Consider the following 14,705-nt stretch of genomic DNA (forward strand, 5'->3'; position numbering starts at 1 on the left):
GAATTGATGTTTATAGGCCCAAACGGGCAAGGGCCAGAACTATGACGATGTGGGTATTCGGATACGGGTCGCTTTTGTGGAATCCGGGCTTTCCGGTAGCCCGGCGCGAACACGCGACGCTGCATGGCTATGCCCGGTCGTTCTGCATGCGGTCGATCCACCACCGGGGAACCGAAGAAAACCCCGGGCTGGTCCTGGCGCTGGATGAACATCCCAGTGCGCACTGCAAGGGTTTGGCGCTGGCGGTCGAGCCGGGCCACGAGGCGCGCACGCTGGACGAACTGCGCGAGCGGGAGTTGATCTCGTCGGCCTACGTGGAAAAGATGCTGGACGTTCAGTTGGATGCCGGAGGAACCGTGAATGCGGTGACCTATGTGATCGACCCCGACCATGTGCAGTATTGCGGCGGTCTGCCGCTGGAAGAGCAGGCGCAGATCATAGCCGTGGCCGTCGGCGGGCGCGGCCCCAACACCGAATATCTGTACAACACCGCCGCACATCTGGCCGAGATCGGCCTGCACGACCCGGAACTCGAGTGGTTGTCGAGACGCGTGCGCAACCTGACCGCATAAAGCCTTGGCGTCGCCGGCGGAAATTCTGTAGATTCTCGACAAAGCAGGCAAAAACCGGGAACAACGCGCATGGCGCAGGCACAGCACGGCGCGAGACCACATTTCTCGCAACCGATCCGGCAAATCGTGATGATGCTGATCGCAATCGGGCTTTCGGGGCTGGGCGTGTTTCTGGCGCTTCCCTATGTGCGGCCGGTCTTCGAAGCGAACCCCTATCTGAACGGATTCATCCTTCTGGTCTTTTTCATCGGGGTGTTGGCCTGTTTCTATCAGGTGACGCAGTTGATCGGTTCGGTTCGCTGGATCGAGGCCTTCGTCGGCGGCGTCGTCCGCGAGGACGCCCAGACCCCGCAATTGCTGGCCCCGTTGGCGTCGCTGCTGCGGTCACGCGGGGCGCGGTCCCAGCTAAATGCCAGCTCGGCCCGGTCGATTCTGGATTCGGTGGCCGTGCGGATCGAGGAAGAGCGCGAGTTCACCCGCTACATCACCAACCTTCTGATCTATCTGGGGCTGTTGGGCACCTTTTTCGGTCTGGCCACGACCGTTCCGGCCATCGTCGATACGATCCGCAGCCTGAACCCGCAGGAAGGTGAAGAAGGCCTGGCCGTGTTCAACCGTCTCATGTCCGGTCTGGAAAGCCAGCTTCAGGGCATGGGCGTGGCCTTTGGATCATCGCTGCTGGGGCTTGCGGGGTCGTTGATCGTCGGGCTGCTCGAGCTGTTTGCGGGCCACGGCCAGAACCGGTTCTACCGCGAGCTTGAGGAGTGGTTGTCCTCGATCACCCGGGTGGGGTTTGCCGCCGGCGACGAAGGCGGCGCAGAACTGGCCGTTCTGACGCCGGTTCTGGATGCGATGTCAGAACAGATGGACGCGCTGCAGGATCTGTTCGTCGCCCAGCAGGAAGACCGGGCCGAGGTCTCGGCCAGGTTGAGCAGCCTGGTCGAGGTCATTGCTGAGATGAACCAGCGCCAGGCGCAGGGCGAGGACGTAACCGCCGCGCTGGAACGTGTGGCGCTGGGGCAAGAGGCGTTGTTGGACCACATGCGCGAACATGGCACGGGCGAGGGGATCGATGCTGAAAGCCGCATGCGCCTGCGGTCGATGGACGTGCAGTTGCTGCGCATTCTTGAAGAGATTTCGGCCGGCCGCCAGGACAGCATGAACGAGTTGCGCAAGGATTTCGAGGTACTGATCAAGGCGCTGACCTCCTCGCGCGGGGGGGTGCGACCGGCCCCGGGAGGAGACTAGATAATGGCCCTGTCCCGCCGCACCGGTCAGCGTTTTCAGGGCTCGGTCTGGCCCGGATTCGTTGATGCGATGACAGGGCTGTTGATGGTGCTGACCTTCATGCTGACCATCTTCATGGTGGTCCAGTTCGTTCTGCGCGAAACGATTTCGGGGCAGGAGGATGAACTGACCCTGCTGTCGGACAAGGTTGCGGCGCTGGCCGACGCGCTGGGGCTGGAAGAGCGGGAAAACAGTCGCCTTCAGGCCCGCCTGGGCGCCTTGAATGCAACCCTGTCGCAGACGGAACAGGATCTGGCACAGGCACAGGCGCTGGTGTCTTCGTTGACCGCCGAGCGCGACCAGCGCGCCGCCGAACTGGAGGCCGCCCAGACGCGGATCACCGGGTTCGAGGCGCAGGTGGCCGCCCTGCTGGCCGAACAGCAGCGCACGCAGGCCCGGATCGGCGCGTTGGAAGATCAACGTCAACAGTTGCTGTCCGAACAGGAGGCGCTGAACCTGGCGCTGGCGCAAAGCCGAAACGAGATCGACGCCCAGACCGAGGCCGCGCGGCTGGCGGCGGCGCGGCGCGAGGCGCTCGAGGCGATGGTGGCGGATCTGGAACAGGCCGGCGATGAGCAGGCGGCACGGATTTCCGAGTTGCAGTCCCGGTTGACCGACGAAGAAGCCGCCCGCTTGGCCGAGGCTGCGGCCGCCGAAGCGTTGCGTGAGAAACTGCAGGACGCGGATGCCGAACTGACGGCGATGACGCTGGCGCTCGAGGCGCAGCGGAAGGAGGCCGAAGAAACCCTGACTCTGCTGGCGGCGGCCGAGGCCGCCAAGGCCGAGCTGGAGCGGCAATTCGGTGAATTGAACCTCGAGGAACTCAAGGCCCGGCTGGAGGCGGCGCTGGCCGCCCGAACCGAGGCCGAGACAGAGGCCGACCAACAACGGCGGCTGGCCGCTGAGCGCGTGGCCCTGTTGGAGATAGCCCGTGAGACGCTGGCCGAGGAAAAGGCCATTTCGACCGAGGCGCAGCGCCAGACGGCTCTGCTGAACCAGCAGATAGCCGCTTTGCGCAATCAATTGGGGTCGCTGCAGGCTCTGTTGGATGACTACAAGGAACGCAACGCTGCCGCCGAGGTGCAGATTCAGACGCTTGGGCAGGACCTGAACGCGGCGCTGGCGCGGGCTGCTTCGGAGGAGAGGAAACGGCGGCTTCTGGAAGAGGCGGAACGGATCCGCCTTGAGGCCGAGGCCGAGAAACTGGCCGGCCAGAACCAAGAGCTTGCGCGGCAGGCAGAGGATTTGCAACGCTATCGTTCCGAGTTCTTCGGCCGGCTACGGGACGTTCTGGGCAACCAGGAAGGGGTGCGCATCGAGGGCGACCGTTTCGTGTTCTCCTCCGAAGTTCTGTTCCCGCCGGGGTCGGCCGTCCTGTCGGAAGACGGCAAGCGCGAAGTAGCCAAGGTGGCCAACATCCTGCGCAGCGTGGCGGCGGAAATCCCATCGGAACTGAACTGGGTGATCCGCGTGGACGGTCATACCGACAACGTTCCGGTGACGCCCGGCGGGCAGTATCGCGACAATTGGGAGCTGAGTCAGGCGCGGGCCTTGTCGGTCGTGCGCTACATGGTAGACGAACTGGGAATCCCGCCCAATCGGCTTGCCGCCAACGGGTTTGGTGAGTTTCAGCCAGTGGATACCGCCGACACGTCCGAAGCCCGCGCAAGAAACCGCCGGATCGAGCTGAAGCTGACCGAACGCTGACACGGCGAATTTCGAACGGACGTCGGCAGCGGGTTGTTCGTCTCAATGCAGTTGCATCTCGAAGAAAAACGTCGCGATGGTCCTAGGCGCATCGCCTGGGCCGGTTCCTGCCATGGCAATGCAGCCTATGGCTGTGGTCGCAAGGGCAATTGTCCAGATAATTGCGATTTGGCGGGTCATACCGTTTTCCGAATTGGATGGCTGTTTCGGATTATACGGTTGGCTGGTGCCGATCCGTCGCTGGGCCCGCCAAACGGGAGCAACGAATGAAAAAACCCGGCAGCAGCGCTGCCGGGTCCCATGTCTGATGTCCCATCGGGGTCAGTCCGCTGTCAACAGTGGCGGTTTGTTGCCGGAAATCCGCGGGTTTTCAGGGCCGAGAATCTCCAGATCCAACTCGCCCTTCTTGACCGACACGCGAACCACGCCGCCCTTTGCCAGCTTGCCAAACAACAGCTCTTCGGCCAGGGGCTTCTTGATGTGCTCCTGGATCACGCGACCCAATGGGCGGGCGCCCATCTTGTCGTCATAGCCCTTGTCAGCCAGCCATTCGGCAGCCTTCGGGGTCAGGTCGATGGTCACGCCACGATCCAGCAACTGCGCCTCGAGCTGCAGAACGAATTTCTCGACCACCTGCAGGATGACCTCTTTCGGCAGCGGGGCGAACGAGATCACCGCGTCCAGACGGTTGCGGAATTCGGGCGTGAATGTCCGTTCGATGGCGGCCGTATCCTCGCCCTCGCGCCGGTCGCGGCCAAAGCCGATGGCGGCCTTAGCCTGTTCCTGCGCGCCCGCGTTCGAGGTCATGATCAGAACCACGTTGCGGAAATTCACCGTCCGGCCGTTGTGATCGGTCAGCTCGCCGTGGTCCATCACCTGCAGCAGGATGTTGAACACGTCCGGGTGGGCCTTCTCAATCTCGTCCAGCAGCAGCACGCAATGCGGGTGCTGGTCGACGCCGTCGGTCAGCAGTCCGCCCTGATCGAAGCCGACATAACCCGGAGGCGCGCCGATCAGACGGCTGACCGCGTGTTTCTCCATGTATTCCGACATGTCGAAACGCAGCAGTTCCACGCCCAGTTGGTCGGCCAGTTGCTTGGCGACCTCGGTTTTGCCGACACCGGTCGGACCAGCGAACAGGTAGTTGCCGATGGGTTTTTCCGGTTCGCGCAGACCGGCCCGCGCCAGCTTGATCGCGCTGGACAGAGCTTCGATTGCCTGATCCTGCCCGAACACCACCCGTTTCAACGAGTTCTCAAGGTCCTTCAGAACCTCGGCATCGTCCTTTGTGACGTTCTTGGGCGGGATGCGTGCGATCTTGGCCACCACGGCCTCGATTTCCTTGACGCCGATGGTCTTGCGCCGTTTGCTTTCGGCCACCAGATGCTGAGCGGCACCGGCCTCGTCGATCACGTCGATCGCCTTGTCGGGCAGCTTGCGGTCGTTGATGTAACGCGCGGACAGCTCGACCGCGGTCTTGATCGCGTCGGCGGTGTATTTGATGTCGTGATGCTTTTCGAAATAGGGTTTGAGGCCGCGCAGGATCTTCACGCTGTCCTCGACCGAGGGTTCGTTCACGTCGATCTTCTGGAACCGGCGCGACAGCGCGCGGTCCTTCTCAAAGTGCTGTCGGAACTCCTTGTAGGTGGTCGAGCCCATGGTGCGCAGCTTGCCGCCCTGCAACGCGGGTTTCAGCAGGTTCGAGGCATCCATGGCCCCGCCCGACGTGGCACCCGCACCGATCACGGTGTGAATCTCGTCGATGAACAGTACGGCGTCGGGGTGGTCCTCAAGCTCGGTCACCACGGCCTTGAGCCGCTCTTCGAAATCGCCGCGATAGCGCGTGCCGGCCAGCAACGCGCCCATGTCCAGCGAATAGATGGTCGTGTTCGACAGCACCTCGGGCGCGTCGCCCTGAACGATCTTGTAGGCCAGTCCTTCCGCAATCGCCGTCTTGCCCACACCCGGATCACCCACCAGCAGCGGGTTGTTCTTGCGTCGGCGGCACAGAACCTGAATGCAGCGCTCGACCTCGTCGGCGCGACCGATCAGCGGATCGACATCGCCTGCGCGGGCCTTGGCGTTCAAGTCCACGCAATACTTGCCCAGCGCGCTTTCCTTCTGGTCGGCTTCGCCGGCAGAGGACTGGGTTTCCTCTTCGCCCTGATCAGCCCCGGTGACCGGGCGATTTTCGCCATAGGCCGGGTCCTTGGCCACACCATGCGCGATGAAATTCACCGCGTCATAGCGGGTCATGTCCTGCTCTTGCAGGAAATAGGCGGCGTTGCTTTCACGCTCGGCGAAAATGGCCACCAGCACGTTCGCACCGGTCACCTCGGTCCGACCCGAACTTTGGACATGAATCGCCGCTCGCTGGATCACGCGCTGGAATGCCGCGGTCGGCACCGCCTCGGACCCGTCGATGTCGGTGACGAGGTTCGACAGGTCTTCGTCGATGAATTCGACCAAAGACCGGCGCAATTCTTCCAGATCCACGCTGCACGCCTTCATGACGCGCACCGCGTCAGGCTCCTCAAGCAACGCCAGCAGAAGATGTTCCAGCGTTGCGAATTCGTGACGCCGTTCGTTCGCCGCCGCCAGGGCCGCATGGATGGCTTGTTCAAGTGTGCTCGAGAATGAAGGCACGCGGGTGCTCCTCTAGTATTGGGCCGGACAGGGGGTTCGAGAATGGGTCGGATCCCCATCCCAACCATGACCTCATACTATTAGAGTTTGGTTGATCAGGCCGACGCTTCAAGGGTTTTCTTTCACTTGACAGTCACATTTACTGCGACCGTGTCCGTGATGAAGGGCATTTAGGCATCAAAAATGGTCTTTTCTAGCCCTGATCTCGGCAAAAACCTGGACGGGGTCTGCGCCGACCATGCCCAGATGCGCCTGAATCGCGGGATCCCTGGCGCGCAGAAACGGGTTCGTTGCCTTTTCCAGGCCCAATGATGACGGAACGGTCGGTCGGCCTGCCGCCCGCGCCGCGTCGATTTCGGCAGCGCGTCGTTGCAGGGCGGGGTTTTCCGGATCGACGGTCAAGGCAAACCGCGCGTTGGACTGGGTATATTCGTGCCCGGAACAGACCAGCGTATCGTCGGGCAGGGCGGCCAGTTTGGACAACGAGGACCACATCTGCTCGGCGTTGCCCTCGAACAGGCGGCCGCAGCCCAGCGCCATCAGGCTGTCGGCGGTGAACACCGCATGGCTTTGCGGCATGTAATAGGCAACATGGCCCACCGTGTGTCCCGAAACGTCAAAGACCTCGACAGGTTCGCCGCCGATTTCGAACAGGTCGCCCTCGGCCACCTGCATATCCAGGCTGGGAAGACGATGCGCGTCGGCCGCGGCGCCGACGACCTGGGCTGGGTGCCGGTCCAGTATGTCGGCCAAGCCATCGACGTGGTCCCAGTGGTGATGGGTCAGTAGCACATGGGTCAGGCGCCAGCCGCGTGCGTCGAGTTCGGACAAGATCGGGCCAGCCTCGGGGGCGTCGATCAGGGCCGTTTCGCCGGTGGTCGCGTCATGGGCCAGAAAGGCGTAGTTGTCGCTGAGGCACGGAACGGTGACTATTTCAAGAGGCATGGCCTTTTGCCCTTTCGTTGCTAGACTGCGGCCAGCTAAGCCGATTGACCGGGTGTCCGCAATGCATCTCGATGTGCAGGATCTGAGAAACTTCTACTATCGCAGCACGTTGGGGCGGGCCGCGCAGGCCGCCATTCGTGGGCGGTTGGTCGAGTTTTGGCCCGAGGCCAAAGGACAGACGGTTGCGGGGTTCGGCTTTGCCGTTCCGCTGTTGCGTCCGTATCTGGCGGATGCGAGGCGTGTGGTGGGCTTGATGCCCGGCCCGCAGGGGGTGATGCCCTGGCCCGCGGGAATGCCCAATGTGTCGGTGCTGACCGAAGAAACCGCGTGGCCCATTGAGACCGGACATGTGGACAAGCTGGTGGTGATGCACGGGCTGGAAACCTCGGAACGGCCCAGCCAGTTGCTGGAGGAATGCTGGCGCGTGCTGGGCCCTGGCGGACGCGCCATATTCGTAGTGCCCAACCGGGCCGGGCTGTGGTCGCGGACCGATCGCACGCCGTTCGGGTATGGCCACCCGTACTCGGCGACCCAGTTGGACAAACAGCTGCGGGCTCACCATTTCCTGCCCGAAAAACACTGCTCGGCCCTCTACATGCCGCCGTCGTTTCGGCGCTTCTGGCTGCGCTCGGGCAGTCTGATCGAGAAAGCCGGCCAGCGCATTCCGACGATCATGGCCGGCGGGGTGCTGATGGTCGAGGCCGGCAAGCAGGTGTTTCCCCCCAGCGGCAGCGTCACGAAAGATCGGCAAAAACGCCCGATCAAAGCGCTGGACGGGCTGTTGAAGCCGGCGTGATGGCCTGGGCGCGGAAGGTCAGGCACAGAGGCGAAAAGCTGAGGGAAATCGGCCACAGGAATCGCAAAAACCCGCAACCTGGTAACATTTTTCACCGCGCTAGATGGGTTCAAAGGGTCGCACTTGACGTAAGTGCATGAAATCAAAGGTTTTGTGGATAAACTGCCATCCGGCATAACATATTGCTAGGTTGGATTGGCTCTGCTACATCCCCGGTGATTTTGATCCCCGCCCTTCAAGGACGGGGTTTCTTCACGCCCCCGGGCTGGCTGTTGCCGTGCAGATCCGGGGCCTAATATATCGGAAGGGTGGACGTGTCCGAACCAGCTTCGATTTCCACGGGCATCGCCAAGCGCTATGCCACGGCGATCTTCGAGATCGCAAAAGAGAACAATGACCTTGCGGGCCTGGAATCCGGCATCAACGACCTGTCGGAGGCCCTGAGCGAAAGCGCCGAGTTGCGCGACGTGATTTCTTCACCTTTGATTTCGCGCGCCGACCAGCAGAGGGCGATCACTGCCGTTGCCGACAAGATGGGGCTGAACCCGATCCTGCGCAACACGCTGGCGCTGATGGCGCAGAAACGCCGGCTGTTCGTGCTGCCGCAGTTGATCAAGGTCCTGCGCGAGATGCTGGCCGAGGAGCGCGGGGAAATCACTGCCGAAGTCGTGTCGGCCAAATCGCTGACCAAGACCCAGCTTGAAAAGCTGTCCAAGACACTGTCCGAGCGCGTGGGCAAGGACGTGACCATCCATGCGACCGTCGATGAAAGCCTCATCGGTGGTCTTGTCGTCAAAGTGGGCTCGCAGATGATCGACAGCTCGATCCGCTCCAAGCTCAACTCCCTACAGAATGCAATGAAAGAGGTCGGATAAATGGGTATCCAAGCTGCAGAGATTTCTGCGATCCTGAAGGACCAGATCAAGAATTTTGGTCAAGAAGCCGAAGTGGCCGAAATCGGCCGTGTGCTGAGCGTCGGTGACGGTATCGCCCGTGTGTACGGCCTGGACAACGTGCAAGCAGGCGAGATGGTCGAGTTCCCCGGCGGCATCATGGGCATGGCGCTGAACCTCGAGGCCGACAACGTCGGTGTCGTGATCTTCGGTTCGGACCGTGACATCAAGGAAGGTGACACCGTCAAGCGCACCAAGTCGATCGTGGACGTTCCGGTTGGTGACGAACTGCTGGGCCGCGTTGTTGACGGCCTGGGCAACCCGCTGGACGGCAAGGGCCCGATCAATGCCAAGCAGCGCGGCGTCGCCGACGTCAAGGCGCCGGGCATCATCCCGCGTAAATCGGTGCACGAGCCGATGGCGACCGGCCTGAAGTCGGTTGACGCTATGATCCCGATCGGCCGCGGCCAGCGCGAGCTGATCATCGGTGACCGTCAGACCGGCAAGACCGCCGTGGCTCTGGACACCATCCTGAACCAGAAAGTCTACAACGACGCCGCCGGCGACGATGAATCGAAAAAGCTGTACTGCGTCTACGTGGCCATCGGCCAGAAGCGTTCGACCGTGGCCCAGCTGGTGAAGAAACTGGAAGAATCCGGCGCCATCGAATACTCGATCGTCGTGGCCGCAACCGCGTCCGACCCGGCGCCGATGCAGTTCCTGGCACCCTATGCCGCAACCGCGATGGCTGAATACTTCCGCGACAACGGCCGCCACGCCCTGATCATCTACGATGACCTGTCGAAACAGGCCGTCGCCTATCGTCAGATGTCGCTGCTGCTGCGCCGTCCGCCGGGGCGTGAAGCCTATCCGGGCGACGTTTTCTACCTGCACTCGCGCCTGCTGGAGCGTTCGGCCAAGCTGAACGAGGACTTCGGCGCCGGTTCGCTGACCGCCCTGCCGGTCATCGAAACCCAAGGTGGGGACGTGTCGGCCTTTATTCCGACCAACGTGATCTCGATCACCGACGGCCAGATCTTCCTGGAAACCGAGCTGTTCTATCAGGGTATCCGCCCCGCCGTGAACACCGGTCTGTCGGTTTCGCGCGTGGGTTCGTCGGCTCAGACCAACGCGATGAAGTCGGTTGCCGGTCCGGTGAAACTGGAACTGGCCCAGTATCGCGAAATGGCTGCCTTTGCGCAGTTTGGCTCTGACCTCGATGCCGCAACCCAGCAGCTGCTGAACCGTGGTGCGCGTCTGACCGAGCTGATGAAGCAGCCGCAGTACTCGCCGCTGACCAACGCGGAAATCGTCTGCGTGATCTTCGCCGGTACCAACGGCTATCTCGACAAGATCGACGTTTCGGACGTTGGCCGTTATGAGGCCGGTCTGCTGGCGCATCTGCGCGGCAAGCATGCCGATCTGCTGCAGTGGATCACCGACGAAGATCCCAAGATCAAGGGCGAGGCTGCCGACAAGATCAAGGCTGCGCTGGACGAATACGCCGCAACCTTCGCTTAAGGAGACGCGGCGATGCCAAGTCTTAAGGACCTTAAAAACAGGATCGAGTCGGTCAAATCGACCCGCAAGATCACCAAGGCCATGCAGATGGTCGCGGCCGCGAAACTGCGCCGCGCCCAGGAAGCTGCGGAACAGTCGCGCCCCTACGCCGAGCGGTTCAATGCCGTGATGGCGGGGCTGGCAGCATCGGTCGGGGGCAGCGACAGCGCCCCCAAGCTGCTGCGCGGCACGGGCAGCGACGATGTCCACCTCCTGGTCGTGATGACGGCCGAGCGTGGGCTCTGCGGCGGCTTCAACTCGAACATCGCCCGCCTGGCCCGCGCCAAGGCGGACGAGCTGCGCGGCAAGGGCAAGACGGTCAAGATCCTGACCGTAGGCAAGAAAGGTCGCGACGCGCTCAAGCGTGACTATGGCGATCTGTTCGTCGGTCACATCGACCTGAGCGAAGTCAAGCGCATCGGCTATGCCAATGCGCAGGACATCGCAAAGGACATCCTGTCGCGTTTCGACGCGGGCGAGTTCGACGTTGCCACGATCTTCTACGCGAAGTTCCAGAACGTCGTGACCCAGATCCCGACGGCCCAGCAGATCATCCCCGCCTCGTTCGAGGATGCCGAAGGGGACGACGGCGGCGCCGTGTTCGACTACGAGCCCAGCGAAGAGGCCATTCTGGCCGATTTGCTGCCCAAGGGGGTCGCCACGGCGATTTTCTCGGCTCTGCTTGAAAACGGGGCCTCGGAACAGGGTGCACGGATGTCCGCGATGGACAACGCGACGCGCAACGCGGGCGAGATGATCGACAAGCTGACGATCCAGTTCAACCGCTCGCGTCAGGCCGTGATCACCAACGAGCTGATTGAAATCATTTCCGGCGCCGAAGCGCTGTAGAGACAAACCGGAGACGAAACATGGCGAATGCAAAAGGCAAAGTCACACAGATCATCGGGGCCGTCGTCGACGTGCACTTCGACGATCAGCTGCCTGAAATTCTGAACGCGCTGGAAACTGAAAACAACGGCAAGCGCCTGGTGCTGGAAGTTGCCCAGCACCTGGGTGAGAACACCGTCCGTACCATCGCGATGGACGCAACCGAAGGCCTGGTCCGCGGGGCCGAGGTTGTTGACACCGGCGCACCGATCTCGGTGCCGGTCGGCAACGCCACCTTGGGCCGCATCCTGAACGTGGTCGGCGAGCCGATCGACGAAAAAGGCCCGGTCGAAGCGACTGAAACCCGCGCCATCCACCAGCCCGCCCCCTCGTTCGACGAACAGTCGACCGAGTCGGAAATCTTGGTCACCGGCATCAAGGTCGTTGACCTGCTGGCCCCCTACGCCAAAGGCGGTAAGATCGGTCTGTTCGGCGGCGCCGGTGTGGGCAAGACCGTTCTGATCATGGAGCTGATCAACAACATCGCGAAAGTGCACTCGGGCTTCTCGGTGTTCGCCGGTGTTGGTGAACGGACCCGTGAAGGGAACGACCTGTACCACGAGATGATCGAATCGAACGTCATCAAGCCCGACAACCTGTCGGAAAGCCAGGTGGCCCTGGTCTACGGCCAGATGAACGAGCCTCCGGGGGCGCGTGCCCGTGTTGCTCTGACCGGTCTGACCCTGGCCGAGCAGTTCCGCGACCAGTCCGGTACCGACGTTCTGTTCTTCGTCGACAACATCTTCCGCTTCACGCAAGCGGGCTCCGAGGTGTCGGCTCTGCTGGGTCGTATTCCTTCGGCTGTGGGCTACCAGCCGACGCTGGCCACCGACATGGGCGCCCTGCAGGAACGCATCACCTCGACCAAGAAGGGCTCGATCACCTCGGTGCAGGCGATCTACGTGCCCGCGGACGACTTGACCGACCCTGCGCCGGCAACCTCGTTCGCGCACCTGGACGCAACCACCGTTCTCAACCGTGCGATCTCGGAAAAGGGTATCTACCCGGCCGTGGACCCGCTCGACTCGACCTCGCGCCTGCTTGACCCGGCCATCGTCGGCGAGCGTCACTACAAGGTTGCGACCGACGTTCAGCAGATCCTCCAGCGCTACAAGTCGCTGCAGGACATCATAGCCATCCTCGGCATGGACGAACTGTCGGAAGAGGACAAGCTGACCGTGGCCCGCGCCCGTAAGATCGAGCGCTTCCTGTCGCAGCCGTTCGACGTGGCCGAAGTCTTCACCGGTTCGCCGGGTGTTCAGGTTCCGCTGGAAGTTACCATCGACTCGTTCGAGCGCGTCGTGGCCGGCGAATTCGACCACCTGCCCGAAGCGGCCTTCCTGATGGTTGGTGGCATCGACGAAGTGATCGCCAAAGCCGAGAAGATGGCCGCAGCAGCTGCCTAAGGAGTATCCCCGATGGCAAACACGATGCAATTCGACCTCGTCAGCCCGGAGCGGAGCCTTGCTTCGCTTCAGGCCAGCGCGGTCCAGATTCCCGGCGCGGACGGGGACATGACGGCGATGCCCGATCATGCCCCCACGATCACCACGCTGCGTCCGGGCATCCTGAAGGTCGAAGCGCCCGAAGGGACCAGCGAATACCTGGTCACCGGCGGGTTTGCCCAGATCAACGGCGATGCCCTGTCGGTGCTGGCCGAAAAGGCCATCCCGGTTGACGAAGTGACCCGCACCCATCTGGACGAGCTGATTGCCGAGGCACGCGCCTCGCACGAGGCGGCGAAGGAAAACGGCGAGCAGACCATTGTCGACGAGGCAGCCAAGCTGTTGGCCGACATGGAAGCGCTGGGAACGCATATGAGCCTGTAAGGCCACTGCACTATCGGAATTGGAAACGGCCCTGCTGCTGCGGGGCCGTTTTTTTGTCGTGATTTTGTCAGGGTGCAGGGCTAAGCTTCGGAAATTCAAGCCAAAGAAGAATGATGAAGAAATTTCTGACTCACCCTATTGGAATTGACCAAGGCGAGACGGTCTTGTTTTCGGAATTCGCCGACGGCGGCGATATGTGGACAGGCGAAGGGCCGCGCGAGCGGCGCGCCGCCATTCGCTTCAACGAAGCTTTCCGCTCGGCCCCGGTCGTGCAGATTGGCGTTTCTCTTTGGGATGTCGATACGTCTTCGGCCCTGCGCGCCGAATTGTTGGCCGAGAACATCACCCCGCAAGGTTTTGACGCTGTGTTTCGCACATGGTCCGACACCCGCATCGCCCGAATTCGGGTCGCATGGACGGCAACCGGCGAGGTTTCGCATCCGGATGACTGGGACATCTCGTGACCGGCTTTGTCGGGCAACGAAAAAAAGCGAAAACCGGCTGAGTGGTTTTCGCTTTGGGGTCGTGAAGGTCCAGGCGACCGCCCGGTCAGCTCGTGTGGTACAGCGTCTCGTAGATCGGGGTCAGGGTTTTGTCTTCGAACAGGGACGACACTGAGGTTCCGTTCCAGATGTTCAGGATCGCCTGAGTAAAGATCGGCGCGGTCGGAACCGTGCGGATGTTCTTGGCATCCTGGATTTCCTTGGTGGGCTGGATCGTGTCGGTCAGAACCAGCGATTTCATCGCCGAGTTCGATACCCGCTCGACGGCGGGGCCGCTCATGACGCCATGGGTGATGTAGGAATGCACTTCTTTGGCCCCGTTGTCCATCAGGACCTGCGCCGCCTTGCACAGGGTCCCGGCGGTGTCGCAGATGTCATCCACGATCAGGCAGATCTTGTCGGTCACGTCGCCGATCACGGTCATCTCGGCCACTTCTCCGGCCTTTTCGCGGCGCTTGTCCACGATCGACAGCGGGGCGTTGATGCGTTTGGCCAGTTCGCGGGCACGGGCCACGCCGCCCACGTCGGGCGAGACGACCATGATTTCGTCCAGCCGGTCCTTGAACTGGTTTTTCACGTCCAGCGCAAAGATCGGCGAGGCATAGAGGTTGTCGACAGGGATGTCGAAAAAGCCCTGGATCTGGGCGGCGTGCAGATCCATGGTCAGAACCCGCTCGATCCCGGCACCGGTCAGCATGTTGGCCACCAGTTTGGCGCTGATCGGGGTGCGGGCCTTGGTGCGGCGGTCCTGACGAGCGTAGCCGAAATAGGGGATCACAGCCGTGATCCGACGCGCCGAAGACCGGCGCAATGCGTCGGCGATGATCAGCAGCTCCATCAGGTTGTCATTGGCCGGGTTCGAGGTCGGCTGGATGATGAACATGTCCTCGCCGCGGACGTTTTCGAACACCTCGACGAAGATTTCTCCGTCGTTGAAGCGTTCGACGCGGGCATCGACCAACCCCTGCTCGACACCGCGGTGCAGGCTCATGCGGCGGGCAATGGATTCGGCAAGCGGAAGGTTTGCGTTCCCAGCGATAAGCTTGGGTTCGTGACGTGTCGGCATCGGCTGAGGTCCC

The 14,705-nt window shown here is 62.2% G+C and carries 13 protein-coding genes; 10 read left to right on the plus strand and 3 right to left on the minus strand.

The window, feature by feature from the left end:
- Positions 1–41 precede the first annotated feature (41 nt).
- From AC2FMM_RS10790 to AC2FMM_RS10800, 3 genes are all read left to right on the plus strand, one after another.
- Complete coding sequence (locus tag AC2FMM_RS10790) at positions 42–572, plus strand: gamma-glutamylcyclotransferase (RefSeq protein WP_496796546.1); 531 nt, start codon at positions 42–44, stop codon at positions 570–572.
- Positions 573–641: 69 nt separating this feature from the next.
- Positions 642–1,820 carry a biopolymer transporter ExbB gene (locus tag AC2FMM_RS10795; protein ID WP_496743465.1) on the plus strand — a complete coding sequence of 393 codons (1,179 nt, stop codon included), beginning with the start codon at positions 642–644 and terminating at the stop codon, positions 1,818–1,820.
- Positions 1,821–1,823: 3 nt separating this feature from the next.
- A complete protein-coding gene (locus AC2FMM_RS10800; protein WP_496796547.1) occupies positions 1,824–3,566 on the plus strand; it encodes a peptidoglycan -binding protein in 1,743 nt (580 codons plus the stop codon).
- Between the two features lie 321 nt (positions 3,567–3,887).
- Here the strand turns inward: AC2FMM_RS10800 and clpA are convergent, their stop codons facing one another.
- Together clpA and gloB are read right to left on the minus strand one after the other, a co-directional pair.
- Complete coding sequence (clpA, locus tag AC2FMM_RS10805; RefSeq protein ID WP_496678633.1) at positions 3,888–6,212, minus strand: ATP-dependent Clp protease ATP-binding subunit ClpA; 2,325 nt, start codon at positions 6,210–6,212, stop codon at positions 3,888–3,890.
- A 177-nt stretch (positions 6,213–6,389) separates the two neighbouring features.
- Positions 6,390–7,157 (minus strand): hydroxyacylglutathione hydrolase, encoded by a 768-nt coding sequence (gene gloB / locus AC2FMM_RS10810; protein WP_496796548.1) that lies wholly within the window; start codon positions 7,155–7,157, stop codon positions 6,390–6,392.
- Positions 7,158–7,218: 61 nt separating this feature from the next.
- Here gloB and AC2FMM_RS10815 point away from each other — a divergent pair, with 61 nt between their 5' ends.
- From AC2FMM_RS10815 to AC2FMM_RS10845, 7 genes are all read left to right on the plus strand, one after another.
- A complete protein-coding gene (locus AC2FMM_RS10815) occupies positions 7,219–7,953 on the plus strand; it encodes a class I SAM-dependent methyltransferase (protein WP_496678630.1) in 735 nt (244 codons plus the stop codon).
- Positions 7,954–8,267: 314 nt separating this feature from the next.
- Positions 8,268–8,828 carry a F0F1 ATP synthase subunit delta gene (locus tag AC2FMM_RS10820; protein WP_496796549.1) on the plus strand — a complete coding sequence of 187 codons (561 nt, stop codon included), beginning with the start codon at positions 8,268–8,270 and terminating at the stop codon, positions 8,826–8,828.
- The gene (gene atpA, locus AC2FMM_RS10825; RefSeq protein ID WP_496678627.1) at positions 8,829–10,367 is read left to right on the plus strand and encodes a F0F1 ATP synthase subunit alpha; all 1,539 of its coding nucleotides are present in this window, start codon (positions 8,829–8,831) and stop codon (positions 10,365–10,367) included.
- A gap of 12 nt (positions 10,368–10,379) precedes the next feature.
- A complete protein-coding gene (locus tag AC2FMM_RS10830) occupies positions 10,380–11,255 on the plus strand; it encodes a F0F1 ATP synthase subunit gamma (RefSeq protein WP_496743473.1) in 876 nt (291 codons plus the stop codon).
- 20 nt (positions 11,256–11,275) lie between these two features.
- Positions 11,276–12,700, plus strand: coding sequence for a F0F1 ATP synthase subunit beta (gene atpD / locus AC2FMM_RS10835; protein WP_490359724.1), 1,425 nt, complete (start codon positions 11,276–11,278; stop codon positions 12,698–12,700).
- Positions 12,701–12,712: 12 nt separating this feature from the next.
- Positions 12,713–13,123 (plus strand): F0F1 ATP synthase subunit epsilon, encoded by a 411-nt coding sequence (locus AC2FMM_RS10840; RefSeq protein ID WP_170365421.1) that lies wholly within the window; start codon positions 12,713–12,715, stop codon positions 13,121–13,123.
- 113 nt (positions 13,124–13,236) lie between these two features.
- Positions 13,237–13,587, plus strand: coding sequence for an H-type lectin domain-containing protein (locus tag AC2FMM_RS10845; protein ID WP_496678624.1), 351 nt, complete (start codon positions 13,237–13,239; stop codon positions 13,585–13,587).
- 85 nt (positions 13,588–13,672) lie between these two features.
- On the opposite strand, the gene AC2FMM_RS10850 is transcribed toward AC2FMM_RS10845, so the two are convergent.
- Complete coding sequence (locus AC2FMM_RS10850; protein ID WP_496678622.1) at positions 13,673–14,692, minus strand: ribose-phosphate pyrophosphokinase; 1,020 nt, start codon at positions 14,690–14,692, stop codon at positions 13,673–13,675.
- Positions 14,693–14,705 lie beyond the last annotated feature (13 nt).

The sequence above is a fragment of the Ruegeria sp. BHSC043 genome, from assembly GCF_059612985.1.